The organism is Paenibacillus sp. R-74696 (assembly GCF_055814915.1).
On sequence record NZ_JBPULM010000025.1, the window covers coordinates 199,122 to 224,053 of the forward strand.

The 24,932-nt window shown below is 46.4% G+C and carries 14 protein-coding genes and 2 pseudogenes; 3 read left to right on the plus strand and 13 right to left on the minus strand.

From position 1 onward, the window contains the following. Positions 1-289: 289 nt before the first annotated feature. Positions 290-1,213, minus strand: coding sequence for an oxidoreductase (locus ACSR9A_RS08270; protein WP_473756617.1), 924 nt, complete (start codon positions 1,211-1,213; stop codon positions 290-292). A gap of 182 nt (positions 1,214-1,395) precedes the next feature. Between ACSR9A_RS08270 and trhO the strand changes: the two genes are divergently transcribed. Further along, complete coding sequence (gene trhO, locus ACSR9A_RS08275) at positions 1,396-2,289, plus strand: oxygen-dependent tRNA uridine(34) hydroxylase TrhO (protein WP_473756619.1); 894 nt, start codon at positions 1,396-1,398, stop codon at positions 2,287-2,289. A 79-nt stretch (positions 2,290-2,368) separates the two neighbouring features. Here trhO and ACSR9A_RS08280 read toward each other — a convergent pair. The 4 genes and pseudogenes from ACSR9A_RS08280 to ACSR9A_RS08295 form a co-directional block, all read right to left on the minus strand. Further along, positions 2,369-2,557 (minus strand): annotated as a pseudogene (locus ACSR9A_RS08280) (GMP synthase (glutamine-hydrolyzing)); the annotation flags it as partial. Positions 2,558-2,580: 23 nt separating this feature from the next. Beyond that, on the minus strand, positions 2,581-4,437 hold the full coding sequence (locus tag ACSR9A_RS08285) for an ATP-dependent helicase (protein ID WP_473756621.1): 1,857 nt from the start codon (positions 4,435-4,437) through the stop codon (positions 2,581-2,583). A gap of 4 nt (positions 4,438-4,441) precedes the next feature. After that, the gene (locus ACSR9A_RS08290; protein WP_473756805.1) at positions 4,442-6,193 is read right to left on the minus strand and encodes an ATP-dependent nuclease; all 1,752 of its coding nucleotides are present in this window, start codon (positions 6,191-6,193) and stop codon (positions 4,442-4,444) included. Between the two features lie 751 nt (positions 6,194-6,944). After that, positions 6,945-7,052, minus strand: a pseudogene (locus ACSR9A_RS08295) (GMP synthase (glutamine-hydrolyzing)); the annotation flags it as partial. A 266-nt stretch (positions 7,053-7,318) separates the two neighbouring features. On the opposite strand from ACSR9A_RS08295, the gene ACSR9A_RS08300 reads away from it, so the two are divergent. Further along, on the plus strand, positions 7,319-9,037 hold the full coding sequence (locus ACSR9A_RS08300; RefSeq protein ID WP_473756623.1) for an ATP-dependent nuclease: 1,719 nt from the start codon (positions 7,319-7,321) through the stop codon (positions 9,035-9,037). 733 nt (positions 9,038-9,770) lie between these two features. On the opposite strand, the gene guaA is transcribed toward ACSR9A_RS08300, so the two are convergent. The 4 genes from guaA to ACSR9A_RS08320 all read right to left on the minus strand — a co-directional run bounded on the left by guaA (position 9,771) and on the right by ACSR9A_RS08320 (position 17,018). Further along, on the minus strand, positions 9,771-11,309 hold the full coding sequence (gene guaA / locus ACSR9A_RS08305) for a glutamine-hydrolyzing GMP synthase (protein ID WP_341281021.1): 1,539 nt from the start codon (positions 11,307-11,309) through the stop codon (positions 9,771-9,773). A gap of 327 nt (positions 11,310-11,636) precedes the next feature. Further along, positions 11,637-14,390 carry a transglutaminase-like domain-containing protein gene (locus ACSR9A_RS08310; protein ID WP_473756624.1) on the minus strand — a complete coding sequence of 918 codons (2,754 nt, stop codon included), beginning with the start codon at positions 14,388-14,390 and terminating at the stop codon, positions 11,637-11,639. Further along, positions 14,377-15,990 carry a DUF58 domain-containing protein gene (locus ACSR9A_RS08315; protein ID WP_473756625.1) on the minus strand — a complete coding sequence of 538 codons (1,614 nt, stop codon included), beginning with the start codon at positions 15,988-15,990 and terminating at the stop codon, positions 14,377-14,379. Before ACSR9A_RS08315 ends, ACSR9A_RS08310 begins: the two co-directional genes overlap by 14 nt. Continuing rightward, positions 15,990-17,018 carry an AAA family ATPase gene (locus ACSR9A_RS08320; protein ID WP_473756627.1) on the minus strand — a complete coding sequence of 343 codons (1,029 nt, stop codon included), beginning with the start codon at positions 17,016-17,018 and terminating at the stop codon, positions 15,990-15,992. The genes ACSR9A_RS08315 and ACSR9A_RS08320 overlap by 1 nt, the downstream gene beginning before the upstream one ends. A 551-nt stretch (positions 17,019-17,569) precedes the next feature. On the opposite strand from ACSR9A_RS08320, the gene ACSR9A_RS08325 reads away from it, so the two are divergent. Further along, entirely contained in the window at positions 17,570-18,046 is a 477-nt protein-coding gene (locus tag ACSR9A_RS08325) for a GyrI-like domain-containing protein (RefSeq protein WP_473756629.1), read from the plus strand. A gap of 137 nt (positions 18,047-18,183) precedes the next feature. Here the strand turns inward: ACSR9A_RS08325 and ACSR9A_RS08330 are convergent, their stop codons facing one another. Genes ACSR9A_RS08330 through ACSR9A_RS08345 form a run of 4 tightly spaced genes read right to left on the minus strand, consistent with a single transcriptional unit; the run spans position 18,184 to position 24,928 of the window. Further along, positions 18,184-18,462, minus strand: a complete 279-nt coding sequence (locus tag ACSR9A_RS08330; protein WP_341281016.1) for a hypothetical protein — start codon at positions 18,460-18,462, stop codon at positions 18,184-18,186. Positions 18,463-18,496: 34 nt separating this feature from the next. Beyond that, positions 18,497-20,191 carry a hypothetical protein gene (locus tag ACSR9A_RS08335; RefSeq protein ID WP_473756631.1) on the minus strand — a complete coding sequence of 565 codons (1,695 nt, stop codon included), beginning with the start codon at positions 20,189-20,191 and terminating at the stop codon, positions 18,497-18,499. A gap of 1 nt (position 20,192) precedes the next feature. Further along, a complete protein-coding gene (locus ACSR9A_RS08340) occupies positions 20,193-23,738 on the minus strand; it encodes a DUF4132 domain-containing protein (protein ID WP_473756632.1) in 3,546 nt (1,181 codons plus the stop codon). A 20-nt stretch (positions 23,739-23,758) separates the two neighbouring features. Beyond that, complete coding sequence (locus tag ACSR9A_RS08345) at positions 23,759-24,928, minus strand: VWA domain-containing protein (RefSeq protein ID WP_473756807.1); 1,170 nt, start codon at positions 24,926-24,928, stop codon at positions 23,759-23,761. Positions 24,929-24,932 lie beyond the last annotated feature (4 nt).

Sequence of the window (24,932 nt, forward strand, 5' to 3'; positions counted from 1 at the left end):
ACACAGAAGAGAATATTTGTTTTTCGTGCATAGTCTCCCCGGAGACAGCAGACGCTATATCGAGCAAATATCAGGATATGGCAGAGGATGTGGACTCAGGAGACGCTATTGCATGGCCAAACTTGATTTTGACGGGTAAATGAGAGCCATAACGGCTGCCCTGTCCGCCTAAGGTTCAAATCGTCTCAAATGTCAGAATAGCGGAATCTCAGTCCTTCAAAAAAGGATTTTGCGTGTCCCGAGCAGCTTGCTCCCTGCAACACTCGCATGTGGCGGTGTTTAAGCCTCTTTATGGCTTCCAGATGTAGGAAACACCCGTTAAGCTTTCTGAAATAGTCCATAGCCGATTTGCAATAGCGGGATCGTAAAGCTTATTAATGATTTCGGCACTCTTAGGATAACCCTTCCTGCCGCCTCTGCCATCCGGGCCAATATACTCTCCGCCCTTGATTGTCGATGCTGTAGCGGCATACAAGGTCGGCAAAGCCCCCATATATGCTGGCTGAGTGATGAGGCCTGTGAGCATACGCATGAATGTGTTGGCCTGTTTCCCTGAACCGAAGGAAAATAAGTTCGTATTCGATATTCCCGGGTGACAGGCTACGCTTGCCACATCTAAATGATTGGAACGCAGCTTGTTTTGCAGCTCTCTAGCAAACATGAGATTGGCAAGTTTGCTTTGTCCATAAAATGTTATCGCTCTGTAGCCCTTGGAACCGTCTAAATTGTCAAAATCAATAGCGGCATTATGAGCAGCTATACTGCTTACCGTAATTACTCTTGAATTTGGCGTCGAAATTAACTTTGGCAAGAGCAGACCTGTCAGTGCAAAATGGCCCAAATGATTACCACCAAACTGTGATTCAAAGCCATCCTTAGTCAAGCGAAGCGGCGGAATCATAATTCCTGCATTATTGATAAGAATAGACAGTGACTCATATTGATTCATAAAATCTGCAGCGAATGCCCTAACGCTATCCAAATCACCAAGGTCAAGCTGCATCGGTGTCACATGTGCACCTGGATAGAGCGACCTTAGTTTACCGGCTGCCTCGCTTCCCTTCTCCAGATTGCGAACCGCTAATACAACCTTCGCCTTTTTCTCAGCTAGTGCTGCTGCTGTTTCAAAACCTATCCCGCTATTCGCTCCTGTAATAATGACTACTTGCTCTGACAAATCTGTTATGTTGTCTTTGGTCCAAACCACGCTCATTATAGGCGCACTCCTTTTATATCAAATAGCAGAAAATGACTCGATTGGATCAAGGTGAAACGGCTTTCCCCTTCCTAACGAAATTATAAGCACAGTTGGTGTTGTGAACATGTCCTATGTCTATTACAATATAATATGTTCTCATATATGCTCTCAACTTAGTTACAGAAAGGAATTTGGCAATGAACAATCATTCCACCTATCAGGTCTTATTGTATTATAAATTTGTTGCGATCCCCAATGCGGAGCAATTCGCAGCTGAACATCTGGCTTACTGCAAGGAGTTAAACGTGCGAGGCCGCATTCTTATTGCGGACGAGGGTATCAACGGCACGGTATCCGGAACGATTGAGCAAACCGAGCAATATATGCGCGACCTGCGCGCCAATCCGTTATTTGCTGATATCGTCATTAAAATTGATGAAGCCGATGCACATGCATTTCCAAAAATGTTCGTCCGTTATAAAAACGAGCTCGTTACACTTCGCTATGACAAACCGCTGGATCCTAATACGTTAACCGGAACGCATTTGTCTCCAAAAGAGTTTCACGACTATTTGCAAAGGGAAGACGTTATCGTGCTTGACGGCCGGAGCGATTACGAATACGATCTCGGACATTTCCGCAATGCGATTAGACCTGATCTTAAAACCTTCAAGGAATTTCCGGAATGGCTTCGCGAAAATATGGCGAATATGAAGGACAAGCCGATCATTACTTATTGTACTGGCGGTATCCGCTGCGAGAAGCTGACTGGCGTCATGCTAAGCGAAGGCTTCAAGGATGTCTATCAGCTTGATGGCGGCATTGTCACCTATGGAAAAGACGAAGAAGTTCAAGGAAAGCTTTTCGATGGCAAATGTTATGTGTTCGATGAGCGGATTTCGGTGACCATTAACCGCACGGATGAAGCTGTCGTCGTCGGAAAATGCTATCACTGCGAAGCGCCAGCAGAAACGTATATTAACTGCGCCGATGATACCTGCCACCGTCAGCATATCGTATGCCCAGACTGTGAGGAGACTCATCACGGCTTCTGCTCTATTGATTGCGAGGAGCATGTGACGAGCGTTTAATTGGTTGAGCTATAAAAAAACTCTCTTTCCCTTGCGTTAAACGCGAAGGAAAGAGAGTTTTTTTGATGTTACGATATGACTACTCCCACTCGATCGTAGCTGGTGGTTTCGACGTAACGTCGTAGACGATACGGTTAACATTGTCCACTTCGTTGACGATACGAACGGAAATTTTCTCAAGCACATCCCAAGGGATACGTGCCCAGTCTGCTGTCATTCCGTCGATGGAAGTAACCGCGCGGATACCTACAGTATAGGAATAGGTGCGGGTGTTAATAACAATACAGCATCCTAAATCAATCCCATAATTCTCAGAAAACTTGACGGTTCATTCCTAAAGACACGACCAAATGACTCTTTTTCTTTTGGATATGTTAAATAAACAGCAATTTTAGCCCTAGTGATTGCTACGAACGCATTATGTTTTTCTTCTTGAAGTTTTTCTTTACCTGATTTAATTGCTCGATAATCAGGAAATGATCCTTCCGACATCCCCATAATAAAAACAATATCAAATTCCAACCCTTTTGAAGCATGTATAGTTAGCAAAGCTAAACCTGTACTTGAATCCTTAGAGTATCCTAGAGAGATCTGATTTCTAAAGTGAACCAGATTACGAGATTCTATGCTTGAGTTCCTAATATAATATTTCCATTTGTCAGACCACATCTCTAAATCATTCAATATTAGAGATAGTATCTCTTCGTGCTCCTTCCAAACATCTCGAGCATATTCATTTAAAGTTTCAATACTTAAACTAAATTTATGTTGGTCTACATATAGATTGGCCAGAGTATCCTTTATTACTTTATAATGCTCTAACCATTCACTATTTACATAAGGGTGTATTTTCTCGAGTAACTCAACTCCATTTTCATAATTATTTTTTGGAAAGTTTTCATACTCCTTATTTGGGGACAATAAATTTAATAGTTGATGCAAGTGTATAACATCATAAGGATTAATAATTAATCTCATACCTAATTCAAATATTCTAACAAATTCAGATTCGCTTTCAAATGAATTGTTTAGTTTTGTGAAAAATGAAATTTTTTCTTTAATCAACAAAGATTCCAATTTATTCAACACATATCTATTCCTACCAAGAACAGCTATATTTTCAAGTTTGATTTTCCCCTTCATTTCAGAATATCCGTTTTGTAATAATGATTTAATTTTTTCTAAAACCCAAGTAGCCTCATCATTTTCATTACTAAAGTCTCTTAATTTAACTTCTCCGGTGTAATGAGATATTGAGTTAACAGACAATTCATTACTTAGCTTGTTCGCTAATTCCACAATAAGTTTTGCTGACCTATAGTTTTCATCAAGTTTAATAATTGTCGGTTGAAAATCCTTTTCAAACTCATCTCTCATAAATTTGCTATCTGCCCCAATGAATCCAAAGATTGATTGTTCCGGGTCACCGACCATCATTACGTTTTTATATGAGTCACCACAAAACGCTTTAATTAAACAATATTGTGCATAATTCAAATCTTGGGCTTCATCAATACATATATATTTATATAACTTTTGATAAAAACTAGCTACAGATGGTCTCTCTGTGAACAATCTATAGGTCATAAAAATTAAATCATCATAATCGAGAAGGTTTTGACTTCTTAGGAACTCATCATACTCTTTATATATAAGCGCGTAGATTTCATTATATTCAGAACTAATATTCGGGGATTTTAGCAATCTTTTCTGATTGCTAATATAATCAAGTATTTGTCTTATTGAGTTACTATATAATACTTCAGATAACATTGGATTCGAGACAATAACTTGCTTCAAAATCTCTATTTTATCCAAATCTGTATCGAGTAAGTGGAAATTTGTGTTTAAACCAATACTGCTGCCTCTGCTGGTAAGTACATCTAAACAAAAACTATGGAATGTACCAATAAAGGCCTTGCTATTTAAATCCTGAATCTCCGATAACCTTTCTTTCATTTCTATAGATGCTTTATTTGTAAATGTAAGTGCTAAAACTCTATAATGTCCTTGTTTGTCTTTCAGCAGTCGTTTAACTCTTTCAGTAAGCACTTTGGTCTTGCCACTCCCAGCACCTGCAATAACTAATATACCACCATCCCTAAAATTGACAACTTTCTCCTGATTAAAACTAAGTTCAATATCCATTTTTTTATTCCACCCTCCTATCCAATCCTAAATCTGATTCTATTTTATTGAATAATTCTTTAATCTTCACAGGCACTCTTCTGGACTCTTCATTTATGGCTATGATCGTGTCAGCAATTAATGGACCAAATTCTGTCTTCACATTTTTCAATTTAACTGCAATATCATCTTTCTTTATTTCTTTACTTTCGATACTTTGTTTATGAAATTCATTTTTCGCATTTTCTAACATGTCATTTCTAATTAGCTCAGCCAACTCTGTCTCATAATTCTCAATTAAATAGGTCTCGAAATTATGACCGTCTTCTAAGATGAAAATATTAGGGTCTGTTGAATTTTTACCAATTTTCTTTAACGCTGTTTTTACTCCATCCAAAGGTTTAGTCTCACCGTCAGAAAAAACAAACCATTTTATATTCAATGATTCTGCCAATCTAATGAAGGGCAGGTAATTACCATATCCACCTACGCCTATAAAGCTAATGCCTAATTCATATGGATGGCATCCCCAATAATAATGTGCAAAAATAGGTAAAGCCTGCTCTTCAGTTTCACCTTCAAATAGTACGATTGCTTTCGAAAAAAGAACCTCGCCTCTTGTGTTCATAACTTCTCTACTAAGTTTTCTAATTCCTTCCTTCCCTAACTCTGAAAGATCAATTTGATTAACAATTGTTGATGAAGATAGCTTATAAAAATGTCGTATATTTCTTACATCTGCAATACCTAAGATATATGGTGAGTGTGTACTTACAATTTTCTGTCCTTTAAAATTAGATATTTGATTATATATTTTTCTTTGTGCATGAGGATGTAAATGTGCTTCCGGTTCCTCTAATGCAAGAATCGGCAAAAACTTTTCATTCTCTTGTTCGTTTTTATTTGAAATCCAAGATACATATGCTTGAAAAGTTAGCATTGTGGCCCAGCTTCTCGTTCCCATACCATGATAATTTAATGGAAAGCTGTCACTGCCTTTATCTTTATATAAAATATCCATTCCTCTGTTAAGATCTCTAATCTTCCGAGTAATAGGGGAAATTTGAATTCCGTTATCTTCCAGATTGTTTTCACCTAGTTTATCCAACACAACTTTAATATGAGAAAGCACTTCACTCTCGGTTACAATTCGTTGATTAACTTCATTTATTGCACTCTCCAATTCAGTTACAAGTTCCTCAGTTAAACCAACATCCGCAGAGAGTCTACCCCAATATGATATGGTAGATCTTAAATCATCTTGTATATCCCTTTGGGCATCCATAAAAAATAATGGTATTTTATCTAATATAACTCTGGATGCTCTGATTGTATCATCTATATCACTATTCTCTAAAGAATCTCCCCAATTCTTTAAAAAGTATTTTTTCACTTCGTACTCATTACGTAATTGATTAAAATCAATAATCGTTCTAATCGATACGCAACTAAAATCATCATTTGGCAATTGAATTGCATTACCAAATCGCTCTATCCAAAAATCAGTAAAATTATTTATTCTTTCGTAATTTTCATTAATAGGAACTATTAAAACATCAATCACTGCTTTTTTATCGAGTGGCAATACTTCATTGGGTGCAATATAGATATCTTCTTTAGTAACATGCTTTCTATTAACTCCAAAAACTAATTGTAACGCACGTAAAAAGCTCGTTTTCCCAGCATTATTTTGCCCTACTAATAATGTTAGCGGTTCTAAAGTTAAATCGACACTTTGTAATGAACGAAAATTTCGAATGCGCACTTCTTTAATCATTATCTCCACATATATATCCCCCTTATAACTACATATATATTAATTTTTACGCTGTATCTTATTTCAATTTCCTAACAATTAAAATTTCATAGAAACCTAATCACTCCCATATGTAATTATTATTAAGGAAGTGAACAATAAATTTCATTCATAAAAAAGCCCAAAACTGATATCAGTTCTTGACGAATTGACCAAGTGTTAAAAATGGAAAAACAGCTGCGTATTCTGTATTTTTGTAAGTCCCACCAAACATTAAAGAGAAATAGACAGGTGCAGACTCAGTATATCAACGAACTGCTCAACATACCAGAGCTTATCACCGTACTCAAGAGCAAACATACAATACCTTCTGGCGATTTCTACGAGCCTTTGAGTAGTTTTATCGTCCAATTTAAGATTGAGGAGTCTTATCATTTTCTCCTCACCATTGAACCTTGTTTGATCTTCAAACCGTTCAGCGAACTATTTAGCCATTCAATATTCAGAAAGTCCTCCTACTCAAGTCCCCTTAAATATTTTGAAGTAATCTGCGCACGGAAATGCCACAGCAGGTGACTGAATACATAAAAATTAATCCCTTCTATTTGCTAAACAACGTAAATAAAAGAGAGTAATTTCCAACATTCTATAGTTGCACGCAAACTGGAATTCATCATGCAGACAAAACCGGAAACTCTTATGTATCAAGGATTTCCGGCATTTGACTACATCATTTCAATCCCATTCACTCCCACTCAATCGTAGCTGGTGGTTACGACGTTACGTCATAGACGATACGAATAGAGATTTTCTCCAGCGCATCCCATGGGATATGTGCCAAATCTGCTGTCATGCCGTCGATGGACATAAAGGCGCAGATACTACGGTGTAGAGATAGGAAACTGTTAAAGTGTAATTACTGATTAGTTAACCAGCTGTTTTGTAATCAATTGAAGCGGGTTAAATAAGGAATTTAAACTACAAAATTCGACTTTATCCATCCCCCTTCCTGTCTACCATCTATATAAAATAATTCCAAATTACCAGAAAATATTGTATGATGTAAAAAGCAGGACTTTTAACCCACCTTTCCAGACATCATGTAGAGTTTTTTGTAACATCCACCCACTTAAAGGAGGAAGAAATATGAGGTTGATAAATTTTAGTGTAAAAAACTACAAAGTTTTTAAAAATAAGTTTTCAATTGGTTTTTCAAAAGACTCTATTATTATTCTTACAGGCAGAAACAATACCGGAAAATCAACTATACTCGAAGCGATCAATTGCTTCTTTCAAAAAGAAACTAAGGCAAAAACTATCCCCAATGACTGCTTCTCGGTACGTGGTACAGATATATTGCTCGAAGCTGTATTTGAATCTGCTGATGAAGAAAAAATTACAATTATTAAGAAATATAGAGAAGAGAATGCCCCTACTTTTTGTGATGAAGAAGGAAAGGAAATCAAGAAAACACATAGCTTATCCGACAAACTAGATGAAATCTTGAGCAACAGACCCTTTTACATAACCCCCTCCATGTTACCTGACGACATAAACGATTTGATTCAAAACATTTACTCCGAAATAATTAAAACTGACCTCCTGAAACTTGAAAATTTCACAGGAGACTTGGAAGAAGATAAAGATACTTTCGAACTGGCAAAAGAATATACCAACCTTAAAGAAGCTTATCCTGCATTTTTAAAGAAGATCAAACAAAATACTGATGGTATATTATCGAAGGTAAGTAAAGATGTTTCCGAAAACCTAAGAGTACTTTTTTCTAATGATCACCTATCACTGAATGTTGTGGGAGGCGAAAGCTCCGGTTTTTCATCAGCAGACCTACTAAAATCCACAACTTCAAGCGTCCACATTGATAGTAACAAGCAATCCAAGATGCCTTTGACTAACCAAGGTACTGGTCTTCAAAGAATGAGCCTAATTTACCTCATTCAAAATATGATTGAAAAAAAGCTTTTGGGTGAAAATGATAATAAACTATTACTCATAGATGAACCTGAAGCATTTTTGCATCCTGAAGCAGTTCGAGCGCTAAGTCGTTCGCTTTATAAAATAGGTGAAAAAATGCCATTAATGATTTCAACTCATTCCCCGATACTTATAGATTTATCTGAAAGACACACGTCCATTCAGGTTTTCAGAGTGGGTGAGAAAGAAGCCATTCAATTATATCAATCAGTCAGTGAGCAATTTGATGATGACGACATTGTAAACATGAAAATTTTAAATTATGTAGATTCCTATGTGAATGAATTTTTCTTTGCCGATAAAATAGTTATTGTCGAGGGAGATACTGAATACATTGCCTTTAAACATCTTGCTAAACAAAAAGGGTACAATATCCACATCATTCGTGCTAGGGGGAAAGCTACCATCGTTACTCTAATGAAGGTACTAAATCAATTCAATTCCTCTTACGATGTACTACATGATGTAGATAACCATGAAAAACATTCTTCCACTACACTGAAAGCCCAATTAACGAATTGCAAGAAAATATTTAACTTCAAACAAGGTGATAACATCAGAGTATTTTGTTCAGTGTCTCATTTTGAAAAAGCAATTGGTATCGGAGATGTCTCGGACGAGAAAAAGACAAAAGTTATCTATCAAATACTGCACAAACAAGAAGCAATAGAAACAGACGAATATATTGAAGCTAGGGGCTTAATTGAAAATATATTTGAACAAATAATTAGCCGTAATAATGAGCCCCATTTAAGCGGAGGGTTTAAAAAAGTTTCAAGTTCTGAGGATTACGATAAATTATTTATTGGCTTGATTAGTAAAAAAATTCAAGAGGAAACAGAGAAGAAGAAAGCAGACGCACTTAAAGTTTAATTATTTTATGAAAACGTCTATTTAAAAGGCGTGGTGTCCTTATATCTTGTGAATGACAAGGATTCCCATTCCTCGATTACTTCAGAACAAAATAGTGGCGGCAATCATGGGAGAGCATCGGACTTTTTTCCAAACCACTTCATTACTTCTGCAATGCTCTTTCAAAATTTTGTTTATGCGGGAGCGGGACAGCTTGGCTAGCGACTGATCGAGGAAATAAATATCCTCTATCTCTTCCCGCCCTTCTTTTTCTGAAACGCTCTTGTCTCAGTTCTTCATATTTTCGCATAGAATTTCTAATATATACCAACTTCTATTAAGAATCCTTGCCATGGATAAGAGGATACACCCACTCGCATACCAAAAAGCATACTAAGTATCAACTTTTCCCTGATGTCAGTATGCTTTTAAGAATACTCGATACTTTTTGATGTGAAGCTGACTTACATCCTCCACTTCTACAATCCTAATTCTTTCTCCATAAACCCTTTCCAACTATATAAGTAAAACATACACGACCCAAAATCTCTTGATTGAGCTTGAAAACTAAATCAAACCTCTAATTTTTGCAATTAAAAACACTCTCTTCTATTTGCTAAACAACGCAGATAAAAGAGAGTGATTTTGAACACTCAATAGTTGCGGGTAAAGTGGAAATTTCACATCTAGCGATACTACAAACCCCTTATAGACCAAGGCTTTATGGCATCAGCCAATATGAATATTCCCTAAACTATTCCCACTCAATTGTAGCTGGTGGTTTCGACGTAACGTCATAGACGATACGGTTAACGTTGTCTACTTCGTTTACGATACGAACCGAAATTTTCTCAAGCACATCCCAAGGGATACGTGCCCAGTCTGCTGTCATTCCGTCAATCGACGTAACGGCGCGGATACCTACGGTGTAGGAATACGTGCGGGCATCGCCCATAACGCCTACGCTCTTCATGTTCGGAAGCGCAGTGAAGTATTGCCAAATTTCGCGGTCAAGACCAGCCTTGGCAATTTCATCTCGAAGAATCGCATCCGACTCGCGTACGATCGTCAGCTTCTCTTCGGTTACTTCGCCAAGCACGCGAATCGCAAGGCCTGGACCTGGGAATGGCTGACGCCATACGATGGCATCTGGCAATCCGCACTCGGAACCGACTTTACGAACCTCATCCTTGAATAGCGCTTTAAGCGGCTCTACAAGCTTAAATTTAATGTCTTCCGGCAATCCGCCGACATTATGGTGGGACTTGATCGTTTGGGCTGTAGCTGTACCGCTCTCTACGATATCCGTATACAGCGTGCCTTGCGCCAAAAATTCAAAGTCATCGAATTTATCCGACTCTTCTTGGAAAACGTAAATGAATTCGTTGCCGATAATTTTACGTTTTTGCTCAGGATCGTCAACACCCGCAAGCTTGCTCATAAAACGCTCTCTTGCATCGATTTTGACAACCTTCATATCGAATTTGCCCACGAATGTTTCCATAACGCCTTCTGCTTCATCCTTGCGGAGCAAGCCGTGGTCAATAAACATACAAGTAAGCTGATCGCCGATCGCCTTGTGCAGCAAAATCGCAACAACGGAGGAATCTACACCGCCGGAAAGGGCGCATAGTACCTTCTTGTCACCAACCTGATCGCGAATATCGCGGATTGTATCCTCGATAAATGTCTCCATCGACCAGTTGCCGTCACAGTCGCAAATGTTGTAGAGGAAGTTGCGAATCATTTCATTGCCGAATACAGAGTGACGAACCTCCGGATGGAATTGCACCGCATAGAAGTGCTTGTCCGGGTTGCTCATTGCCGCAATTGGAGCATGCTCCGTGCTTGCGTCAACGTTGAAGCCTGTTGGCGGCTCTACTACGAGATCGCTGTGGCTCATCCATACGGTCTGGCGAGCGTCTAGGCCTTGCGTCAAACGGCTGTCCGGCGTAAAATCAACCTCTGCTTTACCGTATTCACGTTTGCCTGCGCGCTCTACTTTACCTTGCAATTGATGCGACATCAGCTGCATGCCGTAGCAAATGCCAAAGATCGGAATTCCCAGATCGTAGATTGCCGGGTCAACAAGCGGCGAGTTCGTTTCGTATACGCTGGCTGGACCTCCTGAGAACACAATCCCTTTCGGCTGAATTTCACGAATACGCTCAACCGATGTATTAAATGGCAGCAACTCGCTGTATACGCCCAAATCACGAATGCGGCGTGCGATTAGCTGATTGTATTGTCCTCCGAAGTCCAGAACAATGATGATTTCATTTGGCTTGTTCATTACCGAGCCTCCCTCAATTAATGTAGTAATTATATATAAGGCGCTTTGAGCGAGTCAAGGCTGAGCGACGATAATCCTTCTTTTTTAAAGGAGAAACGCCTCATATGGATAAAAAAGGTAGTATATAGGCGGTAAAAAGAACCTTCCATGACGGAAGGCCCCCCTACAAAGCTGCTGCGCTGCTTTAAGATTTAACGAGTGCCTGGAGCACATCGTCAAGCTTTTGGAATGGAGGGATGAAAAAAAGCAAACAGTCGCATTTTTGATGGACTGCCTGCTTCTTTGGAGATGCGGAGCAAGCTGATGGAGCTGGCTTGCTCCGATTGGTTATGTGCGCCGCGCGGAATGCCTGCGGGCACATAATAGGGCGACCGCTGCCGACAGCTCCTCCGGCAGCGGCGCTTGCCAGGCACGCCGCTGCCCATAGCGGGCGGCGTCATCCCAGGTGACGAAGCGCTGCAAGGCTTCGGCCTGGGGGGTGGGCAGCAGAGCGGCTTGCGCTGCTGCGTATTGCCTTGCTGTTTGCTGCGGCTGCCTTTTGGCTACGCAGCGGTCCAGCTGTGGCCAGATTGCCGCCGATACTGCGGCAAACTGCTTTTGGACGCCGGCGCCGCCGCGGGAGGCGGCGCTGTAGCGGCGCAGCGCCAGCCGCAGGCGCAGCCGCCTATGCTGCGCCGCAGCGCAGAGCACGGCTGCCAGCGCCAGCGCAGCCGCGCCTGCGGCGCCTTTAGCGGCGGGCGTCGCCCCCGCCGCTGCCTCGGCGGCGCCAAGCGCCGCACGCGCAAGGGCATCCGCCCCTTGCGCGAGAGCCGTGGCGGCCTGCTCAGCCGCCGCCACAGCCAGCGCTTGCGCGCGCTGCCCTATCGGGCGCGCAGCAGCGCTGGCAAAAGCTCCGGCGGCCCCTTCGCCGCCTGCCGCCGCACTGCCGGCTGTGCCGCCGGCCAAGCCCGCGAGCGCTGCTCCCGCGGCTGTTCCCTCGCCGCCATACCCCGGCGTCGGATCAAAAGGCACCCAGCCTGCGCCTGGGAAGTACACTTCCACCCAAGCATGGGCATCCTTGCTTTTCACCTCATAGGCAGTCAGCTTTACTCCTGCATGGGCGGTATCATTTCGTGCATCCGGCTGCTCCGAAGAAACGGTTCCGGGCGCAAAGCCCTTCACCCATCTAGCTGGTATGCCTTGTGTACGAAGCATAATGACCATCGCACTGGAAAAATGCACGCAATACCCTTCATGCTGCTTAAACAAAAAATCGTCCACGAAATCTGCTCCGCCTTTAGGGAGCGTACTATTTTCAGCCGAATAGGTATAGCTGCTTCGCAAATAAGTTTCAACCGCCTTCACCTGATCATAGCGGCTCGTTAATCCGCCCCCCGATACCTCGGCTGCCAGTGCAGCAACACGGCTCGGCAGCGATTCCGGCAGCTGTAAATACTCGGCCAGTGCTTCCTTCTCTCCCGCTTGCATACCGCCACTGCGCAAGGCAGCTTCATCCATCACGGGAAGCAGCGTCTGAACGGTGTACCTATCTATAAGCACCTTATCCGAAGGGGCGTACAGCGTGCCCGACGCTTCATTTTTTAAATAAGTGTTCAGCTTGCTTTTTGGCTCCGAGGAGGTTATATCCAGCAAAGTACCTGAGGTTCCGCCCATAAAAAGCGGGAAGCCTCGCTCCGCCTGTTTAAGAAGCACCGTTTGAACGACGACCCGCTCTGGGCTGACGGCTGTCACCGCACCTGTTCCTTGGCTTTTTATATCCCTGTATTTTCCAGCCTGTGCACCTGTCACTGTATCTATCTTTATATCTGCATCTATATCTGCATCTGTCTCTGTATCTGTCTTTTTCGCTGTATCTGCATCTTTATTTGTCTTTATCTCTACACCTGTCTCTGTATCTGTCTTTTTCGCTGTATCTGCATCTGTGTCTGCATCTACATCTGTCTCTGTCTCTGTCTTTACCGCTGTACCTGCCTCTACCTCTATCGCTGCCTCTGCAATGGCCTCTATCGCCTCACTATCTTCCTCCACACTTGCCTCGCCATTAGAGGACACAATCCGCTCTCCACCATTTGGAATAGGCAGCAGCGTCAAACGCTGCTCCGTTTCCTTCCACCCTTTGCCAGTATAAAAGGCTTTCGTCTCCCCGCGCCAATATGTCCGCACAGGAGATAGCCCCGTAAAAACAATTCGTTCATCCTGCTTTAGCGGCGCTCCTAATGTGCTGTCATCAAATCCATAGCCCGTGGAAGCGTAGCTGTCGCTTGCATCTGCCGAAGCCAGCGCAGCCTTTGGATTGCCGTGCTCCAGACCAAGCATATACTGCTCCAGCCTTGCGGTTAGTGGCTCCGTCCAAGCTGCGGGGCTATTTGCAGCGGATTTCCCTCCGGAAAGCAGAAGTCCGGCGCCCAGACACAGCCCCACAACAACGAAAGCGGAAGTCGACCAGCGATAAGAAGCTGTCTGCGCTTCCTCCCGGCTCTCTTCCCCCTGCAGCCTTCTCATCCGTGCGAACATGACTATCGCCCCAAGCAGCATGCCCTCCACCGTCACGCGCAGCAGCGCATTCAGCACATCTATGCCAAGCCATGCATGCAGCAAAATCAAATACCCTGCCGTTATGCCCGCCAAAGCCAGCCCTAGCTGGCGCAGCCAAATTAAAGCCTGCAGCGCGGGCACGAGCAGTGCGAAGCCGGTAAACAGCAGCAGCGCCTGCAGCTCTGTTGACATGCCCCATGCTGCTGCTCCCATCCCGAAAAGTCCACCCACTTCCTCAGCAAAGCGGCTGACAAAACCAGATGCCCACTCCAGCGGACCCGCATCCGGGCCTTTATACAGACGCATCATGCTTGTAATGCCAATGGCCGCATAAACGACAAGCATGATATACCAGGGCGCGCGCAGCAAGCCCGCTATAGCAATACAGCCTACAAATAAAATTAGAGGCTGAGCCACATCAATATAATAACGGCTGCCAGCCTCCGACCATGGAAGCATCCACTCGGCAAGCAGGCCAAACAGCAGCAAGCTCGTCCATATGCGGTAGCCGAATGCCGGCTCCCCCTGCGCATTAAATATCGCCATAACGAATCCTTCCCTTCGTTAACTGAGGCTGTTCGTTCATCCGCTCCGGATATGTCAGCCAAGAGGTGCGGACACCGAAGCTCTCCAGCCATTTCTGCTGCTCACGCATTGCAAAAGTAGGCGTGCTTTGCTTAATCAGCATATACAGCAGCACTTGGCAGCCCTGCTCCGCTGCTCGGGAGGCCAACTGCCCCCAGCTAGCGCTATTGCGCCAATCGGCGGTGAAGCAGCGCAATATGCCGCCTCTAGGCATTTGGTCCAGCTCCCCGCTTACCCTTGTCACAAACCGGCCATTTTGCACCAGCTTCAGCCGTGCAAGCTGCTCCAGCACCGCTTGCATATTTTCAGTTGTGCCACTGTTCCCAGGTGCATCCGTTTCCAGCCATGTATTTAGCTCCGCGTTCGCTGAGCTTCCGGCCTCCCTCTCCTGCCGCTCGTTCACTTCCGCTCCCGAAAGCATTCCAGCGCCGCTATCTGGCTGTGCCGATGCTGATGGTCGTATCGATGCCGCTTTCACGCCTGCCCCTGCTCCCGCCGCACCATCGTCTTTGAATGCCTGACCAGCAATGAGCTGCACCCGGTTTCCCGCCCTATGATCCTGCTCCAGCACACCGGCAGCCCAACCGGCGCAGGCATCAAAAAACCTTTCGTCGCTGTCATAGGCGCTTTCCGTGTTGTCGATCGCCATGAGTACCAATGGTCGATGAAGCGCTGTGCCATGCTCCTTCGTATGCAGCCCGCGTCCACGCGCAGCTACCCTCCAATTGACATGGCGCAGCGAATCCCCTTCCCGGTACGGCCGCATCTCTGGGCCAATTCCTGCCTGTTTGCCCGCATGCTGATGTTCAGACGGCTCACGCCCTGAGCCCGCATCCTGAGCATCCATCTTGCCCGGGTCCAGCCTAATAACAGCCGCCAAGCCGCTGCCCCGAAGCGCCGCCGCACCCGGAGCCGTTACAGCCTCTGGCAGCGCAGGAACCGCAAGCAGCCCGCTGCGGCAAGCAAACGTTCGGCTCACAGCCGTTAATCCTAAATAATCGCTTACCGTCACGGTAACCGCCTCAAAGCTATGCTCCCCGCGCCGAATAAGCTGCGCCCTATAACTAAGCGCCAGTCCCGTTTCAAAATGAAGCTGAGCCGCATAGCGGTAGGAGACTCTCTCCTGCTTTGCTGTACTCCCATTGACCATCGTATCTTCAAGCGCCAGCCAAACGAAGGGAATAGGATAAGCTCGGCCCAGCATGAGCTGTACCCCAACCTCTCCCCCATCGCGAATTGTGTCTTCTTCAAGCTGGCGGCTCACCTTTAGGCCCTGTATAGCGAGCCAAGGCAGTCCGGCGCTAAGCAGCATGATGCAGCCAAGCACGGCGAGCATAAACCACTCCACTGCCAACCCCCGCTGAAAAACAGCCGCAAGGGCCGCACACCATCCCGCTAGCAGAACCACCCATACTCCCCACCGCGTCCGGCCCAGCCTCTGCGGTCCGAGCTCATGCTCCTCTTCTGCCGCTTGCTCATTACTCGCCGCTTTCGCTAGCCCTTCCCCAGCATCTCCTTGCCCGATCTTCACTGCCTCGTGATCCGCACTGGAAACCGCCATTAGCGCCGCCCTCCTGCAGCCTGCGGCAGCACGGCAGCTGGAAGCGGTGTAGTGTGCAGCAGCTGCCGTGCAAGCTTCGCTGCTGTCATCCGCCCCGGCGCTCCTGGATAAACCTCCAGCCGATGCGTCAGCACCGCTTCGCCTGTCGCCAGCAAATCATCTGGAAGCACATAACCTCTGCCTTCCAAATAAGCTGAGGCCTGCGCTGCTCTCAGCCAGTCCCTGCCGGCACGCGGGCTCATCGCAAGCGACAGCTCAGGCATTTTCCGCGAAGCGTCTGCCACTTGCACCATATATTCAATCAGGCCAGGATGCACATGGGCCAAGCGCACTTCCCGCTGCATCCGCAGCCATTCCTCCGGCATAAGCACGGGCCTGATTTTATGAGGCTCCTGCCGCTGCCCATCAGCATATTGCTCCAGCAATTGCTTCTCAAACTGCGGCTCGGGATACCCAATAGACAGCCGCATCATAAAACGGTCCAGCTGTGCCTCCGGCAGCCGGCTCGTCCCTTCAAAACGCAGCGGATTTTGCGTAGCAATCAGCATAAACGGCGACGGGAGCGCCCTTGTCTCTCCATCCACCGTAATCCGCCGTTCCTCCATCGCTTCAAGCAATGCAGACTGGGTACGGGGAGAAGCACGGTTGATTTCATCCGCAAGCACGACATTGCCCATGATCGGGCCTGCTACATACTTCAGCTCGCCTCGAGCCGCATCCCATACCGCTCCGCCGAGCACATCCGACGGCAGCATGTCCGATGTGAACTGAATGCGCTTGAACTCCCCACCAATGACACGGGCACAGGCTTCTGCTAGCACGGTTTTGCCGACTCCCGGCTTATCCTCGAGCAGCACATGCCCACCCGCCAGCAGCGCGGTGAACATTTGCCTGACCAATTCTCTCTTGCCTAGCAAAACGCCTTCCACACGCTGAAGCATGCGATGAATAAGCACCTGCGGCAGCTCCTGCCACACATCCGTCTCCTCTTGCCGAGCGGTAGATTGATATTTTGAATGAATCATCATTAGACAACCTGCCTTCCTCTCAAGCGTAAACGGCTGAAGCCGTCCTCTGGCGGCTAAGCTACCGTTTCGCGGGTGAAATATAAGCCATTATAAGTGTGTAACTTATAAATGCTTTTATTTTTAACAATAAAGTCTTCTCTAGTATTTATTCTCGCCATGCTTCTCTCCATTTAGACCTGTTTCAAAGGGGAAAGATTGAATTTTCCGCTTCTTATCCCTTGCGCGACAGCGATTCTAGCTTTTTCAGCTGCCATTTAGATGACACAAAACCTCTTAAATTTTCCCATAAATGAAAAAGGAAATCCCCCGCTTATAGAGAAATAATAGAATAGTCTCTAAACGGCTGAACAGGATAACAAGACGGCAGTGGACGTGCAGCGGTTTAGGAAATTGAAAGCGTTTCACGTACCATTTTTGCTTGAAATATAGGAAAGATATGATTTGTTCATACTTTCTCTATATTTCTACGCGAAACGGAAGCTTTGCCGCCAAAGGATGGTGACAGCCGTTTACGCTCGAATGGCAAATAGTCCAGCACAGGAGGGATTAGAATGAACGTTTTGAAGGAGGTAGTTCTTACAGAGCGCGAAGCTTTTCACGTCGTAGGACTACAATGGGAAGGTACCTTTGCCGAAGCAGCAGCAGGCGGAATCAAAGACATTCAGAAGCAATTGCAGCAGCGTGTAACGGAAATCAACCATGTGCGGGAGCGCGATAAGCTGCTCGGGCTTTCTTTTCACACGACAAACACAGGCTTTACTCATTATGCGGCCGTTCAGGCTGAGGCAGTAGGCTGTGTGCCCGAAGGCATGTACAGTCTCTCTATTCCCAGTCTGACCTATGCCACATACGATCATCACGCGAACGAAAACATAGAAGCTTCCTACAAATACGTGTATAACTGGATCAAACAAAACGGACATAGGCCACTTTCGGATGGCTTGACGCATTTGGAATTTTATCCGATGGGCCGTGATCCTTATGCTCCGTACCCGGAATTCACCATACTCATTCCGCTTGCAGAATAAGCTATAATACATTCATATTCCCAAAAAAAGAGAAGGAACCGACCTGCGCAGCGCCGCAGTGTCTGGTTCCTTCTTTTGGCATGCTGGAAGAGGCTCCAGCTAACAAGCTGATAGCCTTCCTAATACAAGGAGGCTTGTTACTTCTGTTCAGCAAGCTGAACATACTGATAAAGACGGGAGCTATGAAGAAGCAATTGCTGCTCCTCCCCGCCTCCCAGTACCATTTTGCGCCCTTCGCTGGCTACTTGCTTGAGCAGCGTAGACAGAAAGTCCATTTGCAAGCGGGCAGCTTCCTCCGCCTCCCGCTCCAGCCATTCGATATCCTTCAAGGCAAGCTGCGCGGTCCCACGAAGCAGCAGCTCCTCAAACCAGCTGCGCAGCCGCTGCAATCCATCGTAAACCTGCTCTAAAGCCATTCCCGCCGCTCCTTTTTCCAATTGCTTATTTGCCCTACATATCCAGCTTTAAGCTGATCAACTTCGTGTTATGCAAGAAACTGATCGGATAAGCCTGACCGCCCTCTATGCGCACAAATGCATAAAACTGTTCCAGTGATGCAGCGCCGTAACCAGCTTCCAAACGTTTGACGGTTTTTTCCCAATCCACTTGATAAGGAAGAACCAGCTCCAGCTGCTCGCCTGCTTCATCCTCTACTTCGAGTAAGAGGCTCTGCGAGCTTTTATCGAACCGATTCCCTGTGATTCGCGCCAGCTTAATTAAGACAAGCTGTTCCTTTACGTCTGAAAATAATGTCGGCTGCCCCACTCCAGCCTGCCGTAAAGCTGGCAAATCTGAGGTGAGCTGCCCCACATTAATTTCGTTAATGGGTTGCCTTGCAACAAGCGTAAGGCTCGCTCCCTCGCCTGAGGATATTCTGCGCTCCTCGTTCACTTTAATGTGCTCGAACACCAGCTCTTCTCCCGCAAACTGGCGCATCGTCAAGCTCGCAAGCCAAGGCGAGTAGCCGGCATAATGCTTGGCAAATGAAAAATCACTGCCTTCATAATACACCGCGCGTGCGTCACTATAGGTGTATACCTGCTGATCATCGAGCCCGTACATATAATAGGTGATGCCCCTATAGCCTGAACGCGTCTCCCACGGATCGGCGCCGAGACCGTACAGGCGCAGCTTGGGCAGCGCATAATATTTGCTGCGAAAAGCCCCGATAAGCTGCTCCTTCTGAGCAGCAGAAAGCATCTCCCGTTCGAGCAGCTCCAAAGCAAGATACAGCTTGGTGACGCGATCCAGCAGCTCTTGCATGGAAAATCGCACATGCCGGTTGAAAAACAGCGCAAGCTCGCCCTGAATGCCGCGCAAGCCGCGCTCTACGTCCGGTAGCTGGCCACTGCGTGCTGTGACAGCGAGCGTTTCCAGCTGTGCCATATACGACTGGGGCAGACGGGCAAGTCCCGTCCGCAGCATCGCAGTAAGCAGCTCTTTGCATTCCCTTACGGTATCTAGCGAAAAAGAGACCTTATACACTTTGCCGCGCAGTGCTTCCTGATCATCCAGCCCCTTCAAAGCACGGTAACGCAGCAAGGCTTCCAGCTTTAACAGCTCGCCTGCCCTCTCCTTTATTTTGCAAAGCGCCTTAGCCGGATTCGCTTCCTCGGTGAACGAAACCTCAGCTCCTTGAAGCTTGAGACAGACCGTAAGAAGCGCATTTTCTGCCACTTCCAGCTCTTCCGGGTAGCGCAGCCGAAACAGCACTTCCTCCACAAGGGAAACATTAAACGGTTTAATGAGCGGAGAAAGCTCGGCAGCCAGCAGCCAATTGAAGCGATCAGCGTCTCCATCCGGCTGAGCTTCGCTGCCTTCTCCCTTTTCTTTCTCTTCGGAAGAGGAAGAAGACGGCTGCTGCTGTTCGTAAAACAATATAGTAATCAGCACATGCTTGCATAAGCTTTCTGATGGACATGTACATTTCCAATTTGTCAGCGTATTTCCCAGTGTGCAGATCGTTCCATCATTTAACTCACAGCTGACGGATGCTTCTCCCCAAGCATATTTGACGTCAATGCCTTTGCCGATATCCTTTAACGCCCGATTATATAAGCCTTTATTCGAATGCCGAACCAAATAATCCTCGGTACACAGCTTGGCAAACTGCTTAAAGCTTGTTTCAAATGCGGCGGCTGACATGCTAGCGTCCTGATGCCCGCAAAATATCATAGATCGTCTCACTGAATACACGACCTGGAATTTTGCCCAAAGCTAGAGCCGGAATATCACTGTAATAGCTATATTGGCCTTTTCCATTCGCATGGAATTGCAGCTGCTCCAGTGTAATGTCTTCCAATCCTTCGTAATAGGTGATGCTAGTCCCGCTAAAACGCAGCTCAGCAAGCCAATCGCCATAGTCCTTGTACAGCTCAGTATAATAGCCGCCATCCTGAGCATGGCCTTTGTACCAGCCAAATTTCTCAAGCGCCTTAGGGAACGCAGTAGGCGAAAACTCTGATCCTGGCAAATCCTCGTATACCGTGCTTTGCTGACTTTCTTCTGCCACCAGATGGATTTGGCGATTCAACTGCTCAAATGGCTGCTTAATCTCATAATCGTCCAGCTGTGATTTCCAGCCCTCAAGCGTTTCCTGATCCAGTTCAAGCGGATGAATCAAGCCGACTTTCGCACCCTCAGCGAGCTCGTATTCGTCTTCATCTACCGTGTTAAAGGTGCCGTCCTCCATATAACGAAACGTATCCGAGAGTTCACCTTGCTCATATACGCCCCAGATGAGGCCAACAGCAAACTTCTGCATGACGATATTGCCCACGAACAGCGCCGTCCATTCTTCGGCGGTCCATAATCGCTGCTTGGACAGCGACTCTTCCAGCCGCTGCGCTTGGATTGCCACCATCGTTTTCAAATCTTTTTTGAGCAAATTGAAGTTGGCCTTCGCTTTCGCAGCCAGCTCCGCATCATCCTTTTGCCCAGGCGCAGGCAGGCTTTTGAGCGGTTTGCCCGTTTCTTCATTGATGACGATAACCTCCAGACTCCGGTTCACCTTCACCTGGAAGGTACGCTCGCCATAGCTGAATGGCTGAACGCCCTTATCATCAAAGCCAAGCGACGTGACCAAGCGGTCTTCGAGCTGCTCTGGTGTAAGTCCTTGATTTTCCGCTGCCAGCTGCAGCGCCTCTTCAGCCGCGCCCTTCACCTGGCGGTTTTTGACGGTTCGCTTGATCTTGTCAATGGCCATTAATGCGGCAGGCTCGCTTAAATAAGATAAAGCCTTGACCGCTTCCGCCGCCATTGCGCCGCGGCTATTTTCCGTCCATTCCTTAATTTGCGGAGCTAAAATTTGTATAAGCCTCCGGTCACCGAACAATGCGCCTACATACAGCACCCATTTTTCCTTCGCAGGCGCTTCGCTTTGAATCCACAGCTGAATGAGCTCCGCTGCGAAATTTGAAAGTGACTCGCTGTTTACATAAGAACGCAGCTCGTTCAAGCGCTCATTCGGAGCCGTCGTATGATCCATCGATTGAAGCATTAAATACGACTTGATTCGGTCATCTACCTGCTGCCCCTCCAAATCCATTAATACAGGCAAATCGTTCACAGACAGCCAGCTGAGGCGGGCTGTTTTTTTGGCATCCGCTTGCTCTGCAAGCGCTGCGTGCGCATGAGCAGGGCTTAAATCGGCCGTATCCAACAAAATTTGAATGAGCGTGCGCCAGTCTTCTCCTTTTTCCGTTGACAGCAATTGCTCGTAAGCGTCCTTGCACCCCTGAACGCTGCGCAGGGCGTCAAGCACCAGCTCTTTAATCGCTGCTTTTTTCTCGGTGCGATAAAGGGTTAAATACAACGTTTTATCGGGCACTCGGCTGAATTCAGCCAGCGCAGCTCCGCTTGCCTTCTTCGATGAATCCAGCAGCCCCGCACGGATCGCTTCCGTCAGCTGTTCAAGGGTCAAAGCATCGCGATCCTCAAAAGCAATTTCGAGCACTGTCAGCCGGGAATCTGTAGGTAAATTTTTATACTGCTTAAATGAATCCGTCAAATTATTCCTAATAATGGACCGATATTCGGATTGCGGCATCGAACGGTAGTAATAATCTCTCATGCCATTAAGCATCAGCAAGCCCGAAAGCAAGCGCTCACGGCTCACCTCAGGATCTTCCCCATAAAGCTCCAGAAGCTTTTGTCCGCTAAACGAATTGGAATGGTACATTTCCGACACGAGAGTCAGTGCATCGCATTCCGGTCGAGAAATCAAAATGGCCAGCCGTCTTATATAAGGCGAATCGGGAGGCAAGAAGCTTACGGCTACAAGCAGGCTTTTGCGTTTGCTGTCCCGGTTCCTTGGGTCAAACAACGAACGATTCGTTTCATCCTTCCAGTAATCCTCGAAGGAGGTTTCCCCTTCCAAATAACGGGCTAGAAACAGGCCATGACGTCCTCCCTCCGATTGTCCCCTCAATACGGCGAATACGGCTTGCGTAAGTGTTCCAGCTTCATCCGGCAATGCGATCCCGCCATCTGTGAGCACCTTATGCAAATAAGCTTTGTAATACGCCGAACGTAAAATTTCATAAGCACGCAAGGCTTGATTCGGCACACTAAGCACATAGCTTTGTAACGCGCTCCACGGCACCATATAGCTATTCAGCTCTCCGCTTAGCCGTTCAATTAACTCATAAGGCTCATGGAAAGGAACGATGCCCTCCAGCAGCTCGTCCGGCTTTTTGGCGCGTCTGTCAAGGGCAAGCAAATGCTGGCGGACTTCAAGCGGATATACTTCATGCAGTGTTCTGACTGCATCAAGCAGCGCTAAGCCTATATCCCCCGGCTCATCCAGAAACAGCTGCTTGCCACCTTTAACGTTAATGACATATAACAAAGCGCTATGAATCTGGGTCAATGTCCGATTAAATTGGAGGCGGGAAACTTCTTCGTTCTCCTGTGCTTGGAGATCAGGATAATGTGCCGCAAGCGCTTTTTCGCGTTGGCTTGTTATAAAATCTACGCTCAGCTCCCGAACGGAATAGTTTTCCTTTGCTTTGAACGAGTACGCAATGATCGGCTTCACCGCAGCATTCAACAGCTCGCGAAGCTGCTCCGTATTTTCAGCCAATACCGCTTGCAATATTTCCGGAAACTCGCTCGCAAGTCTTTGGCTGTTAAATTGATGAGTCGACGAATCATCAAGCAGGTAGTACAGCTTTAGAAGTAGCAGCGTATTAATAATAATGCCTGTATCTCCAGCATCCTTTTTGCCAAAATTGCATTTGCCAACCCTGCTTTTCAGCTCATCCATAATCGCCTTATCTCCGGCAAATTTATGTATTCTCTCCATTCGTGGCAGCAGTGCCTGCAAGCGCTGGCTTCCCGCTTTGCTTTTTCCCGCCAGTCCTAGAGCATAATGCTCGGGGCCCATGCAGATATTAAGGCTGTATCCCTGCCAATAATAGCTTCGGCTAGCATTGAGTCCCATTCGCAGCATGAGTGCACCTGCACGAAAAAACACATCGCTGTCATCCTTCTTCGCAAGCTTCTCAAACAGATCCATCGAACGATAGGCATATTGCATGGAATCAGGCAGCAAATCCGGGAATTGCTCCGCTTTGCCCATCACATAATCGATAATGATTGCGCTGCGGTCCGTATTCTTCGAATACTCCTGCGAGAGTGCTTCTCCAAACTTTTCAACTAAGGCTTCAACTTCACGGTTTTCCGTTATCATTTTCCGAGTCCCCCCAAAAATCAAGTTATAATATCGCCGATCCAGTCGGCTAGCTCATTTGGTGTAATCGCCGCCACATGCGCCCCCATATTGGTGAGCGTCTGCGCCGCATGCTTGTTATAAACAGAGTCCCCGTTAAAATCGAGTGCGGTCAGCACCAGCAGCTTGCAGCCTGCGTCCAAAATATCTTTGCAAGCCTTATACATATGCTGAATCGGATAACCTTCCTCCAGATCGCTGACCAAAATGTAAATCGTTTTGCCAGGGTTTTCAATCAATGTCTCGCCATAGCGCAGCGCTTTGGCAATATGCGTGCCGCCACCCAGCTGAACATTCATCAGCAGATCCACGGGGTCCTCCAGCCTGCTCGTTAGATCAACGACCTGGGTATCAAAAATAAATAAGTGCGTACGCAGTGCATTCAGCTTGTAAAAAATACTCGCCATAACCGAGCTGTAAATGACCGAGTCCAGCATACTCCCGCTCTCATCCACGCCAATAATAATGTTCCATTTGTTATGCGGCTGCACATTTCCGTCAAAATAAAGGCGGTCGATCACAAACCTGCCATTTTTGCGGTCATAATTTTTCAAATTTCTAGAAATGGTTTTCTTAAAATTTAAATTGCGCAGTGACTTCACAGTGCTGCTCGCGTAGCGGCTGCGTTTGCCGAGTATGCTCGCTTTCGCCTGTGATTCGAGCTTCTGACGCAGATCCTCCACTACCGCACGAACGATTTCCTTAGCGCTTCTTAACACATCGCCCTTCATCCGACCTTTGAATTGCAGGATGTTCTTGAGCAGATTCATGTTAGGCTCAAGCGATTGAAGCAGCTTCTTATCCGTCAGCAGCTCGGTCAGCCCATAACGGTCGAGCGCCTGCTTCTCCAATATTTCAACCGTCTGCTTCGGAAACAGCTCCCGCACCTTATGCAGCCACTTGGGAACGGTAAGCTCTGAGGCACCCCGCCCGCCTGTTTTCCTGTAGCCCTGCTCCTCGCCATATTCGCGATCATACAAATAGGCAAGCAGTTCATCCATTTCTGTATATGAAAAATGTTCAGGCGAGTAGCCTTCGGCTTCGCATAAGCCTTCCTCAGCAGCCTCGCCGAGGATGAGCCGCCACCGATTCAAAGCCTCAGCCGACGTGCGGCCGCTTGAAGCGGCGGGAGCACTTGTGACTTGCGCCATATCC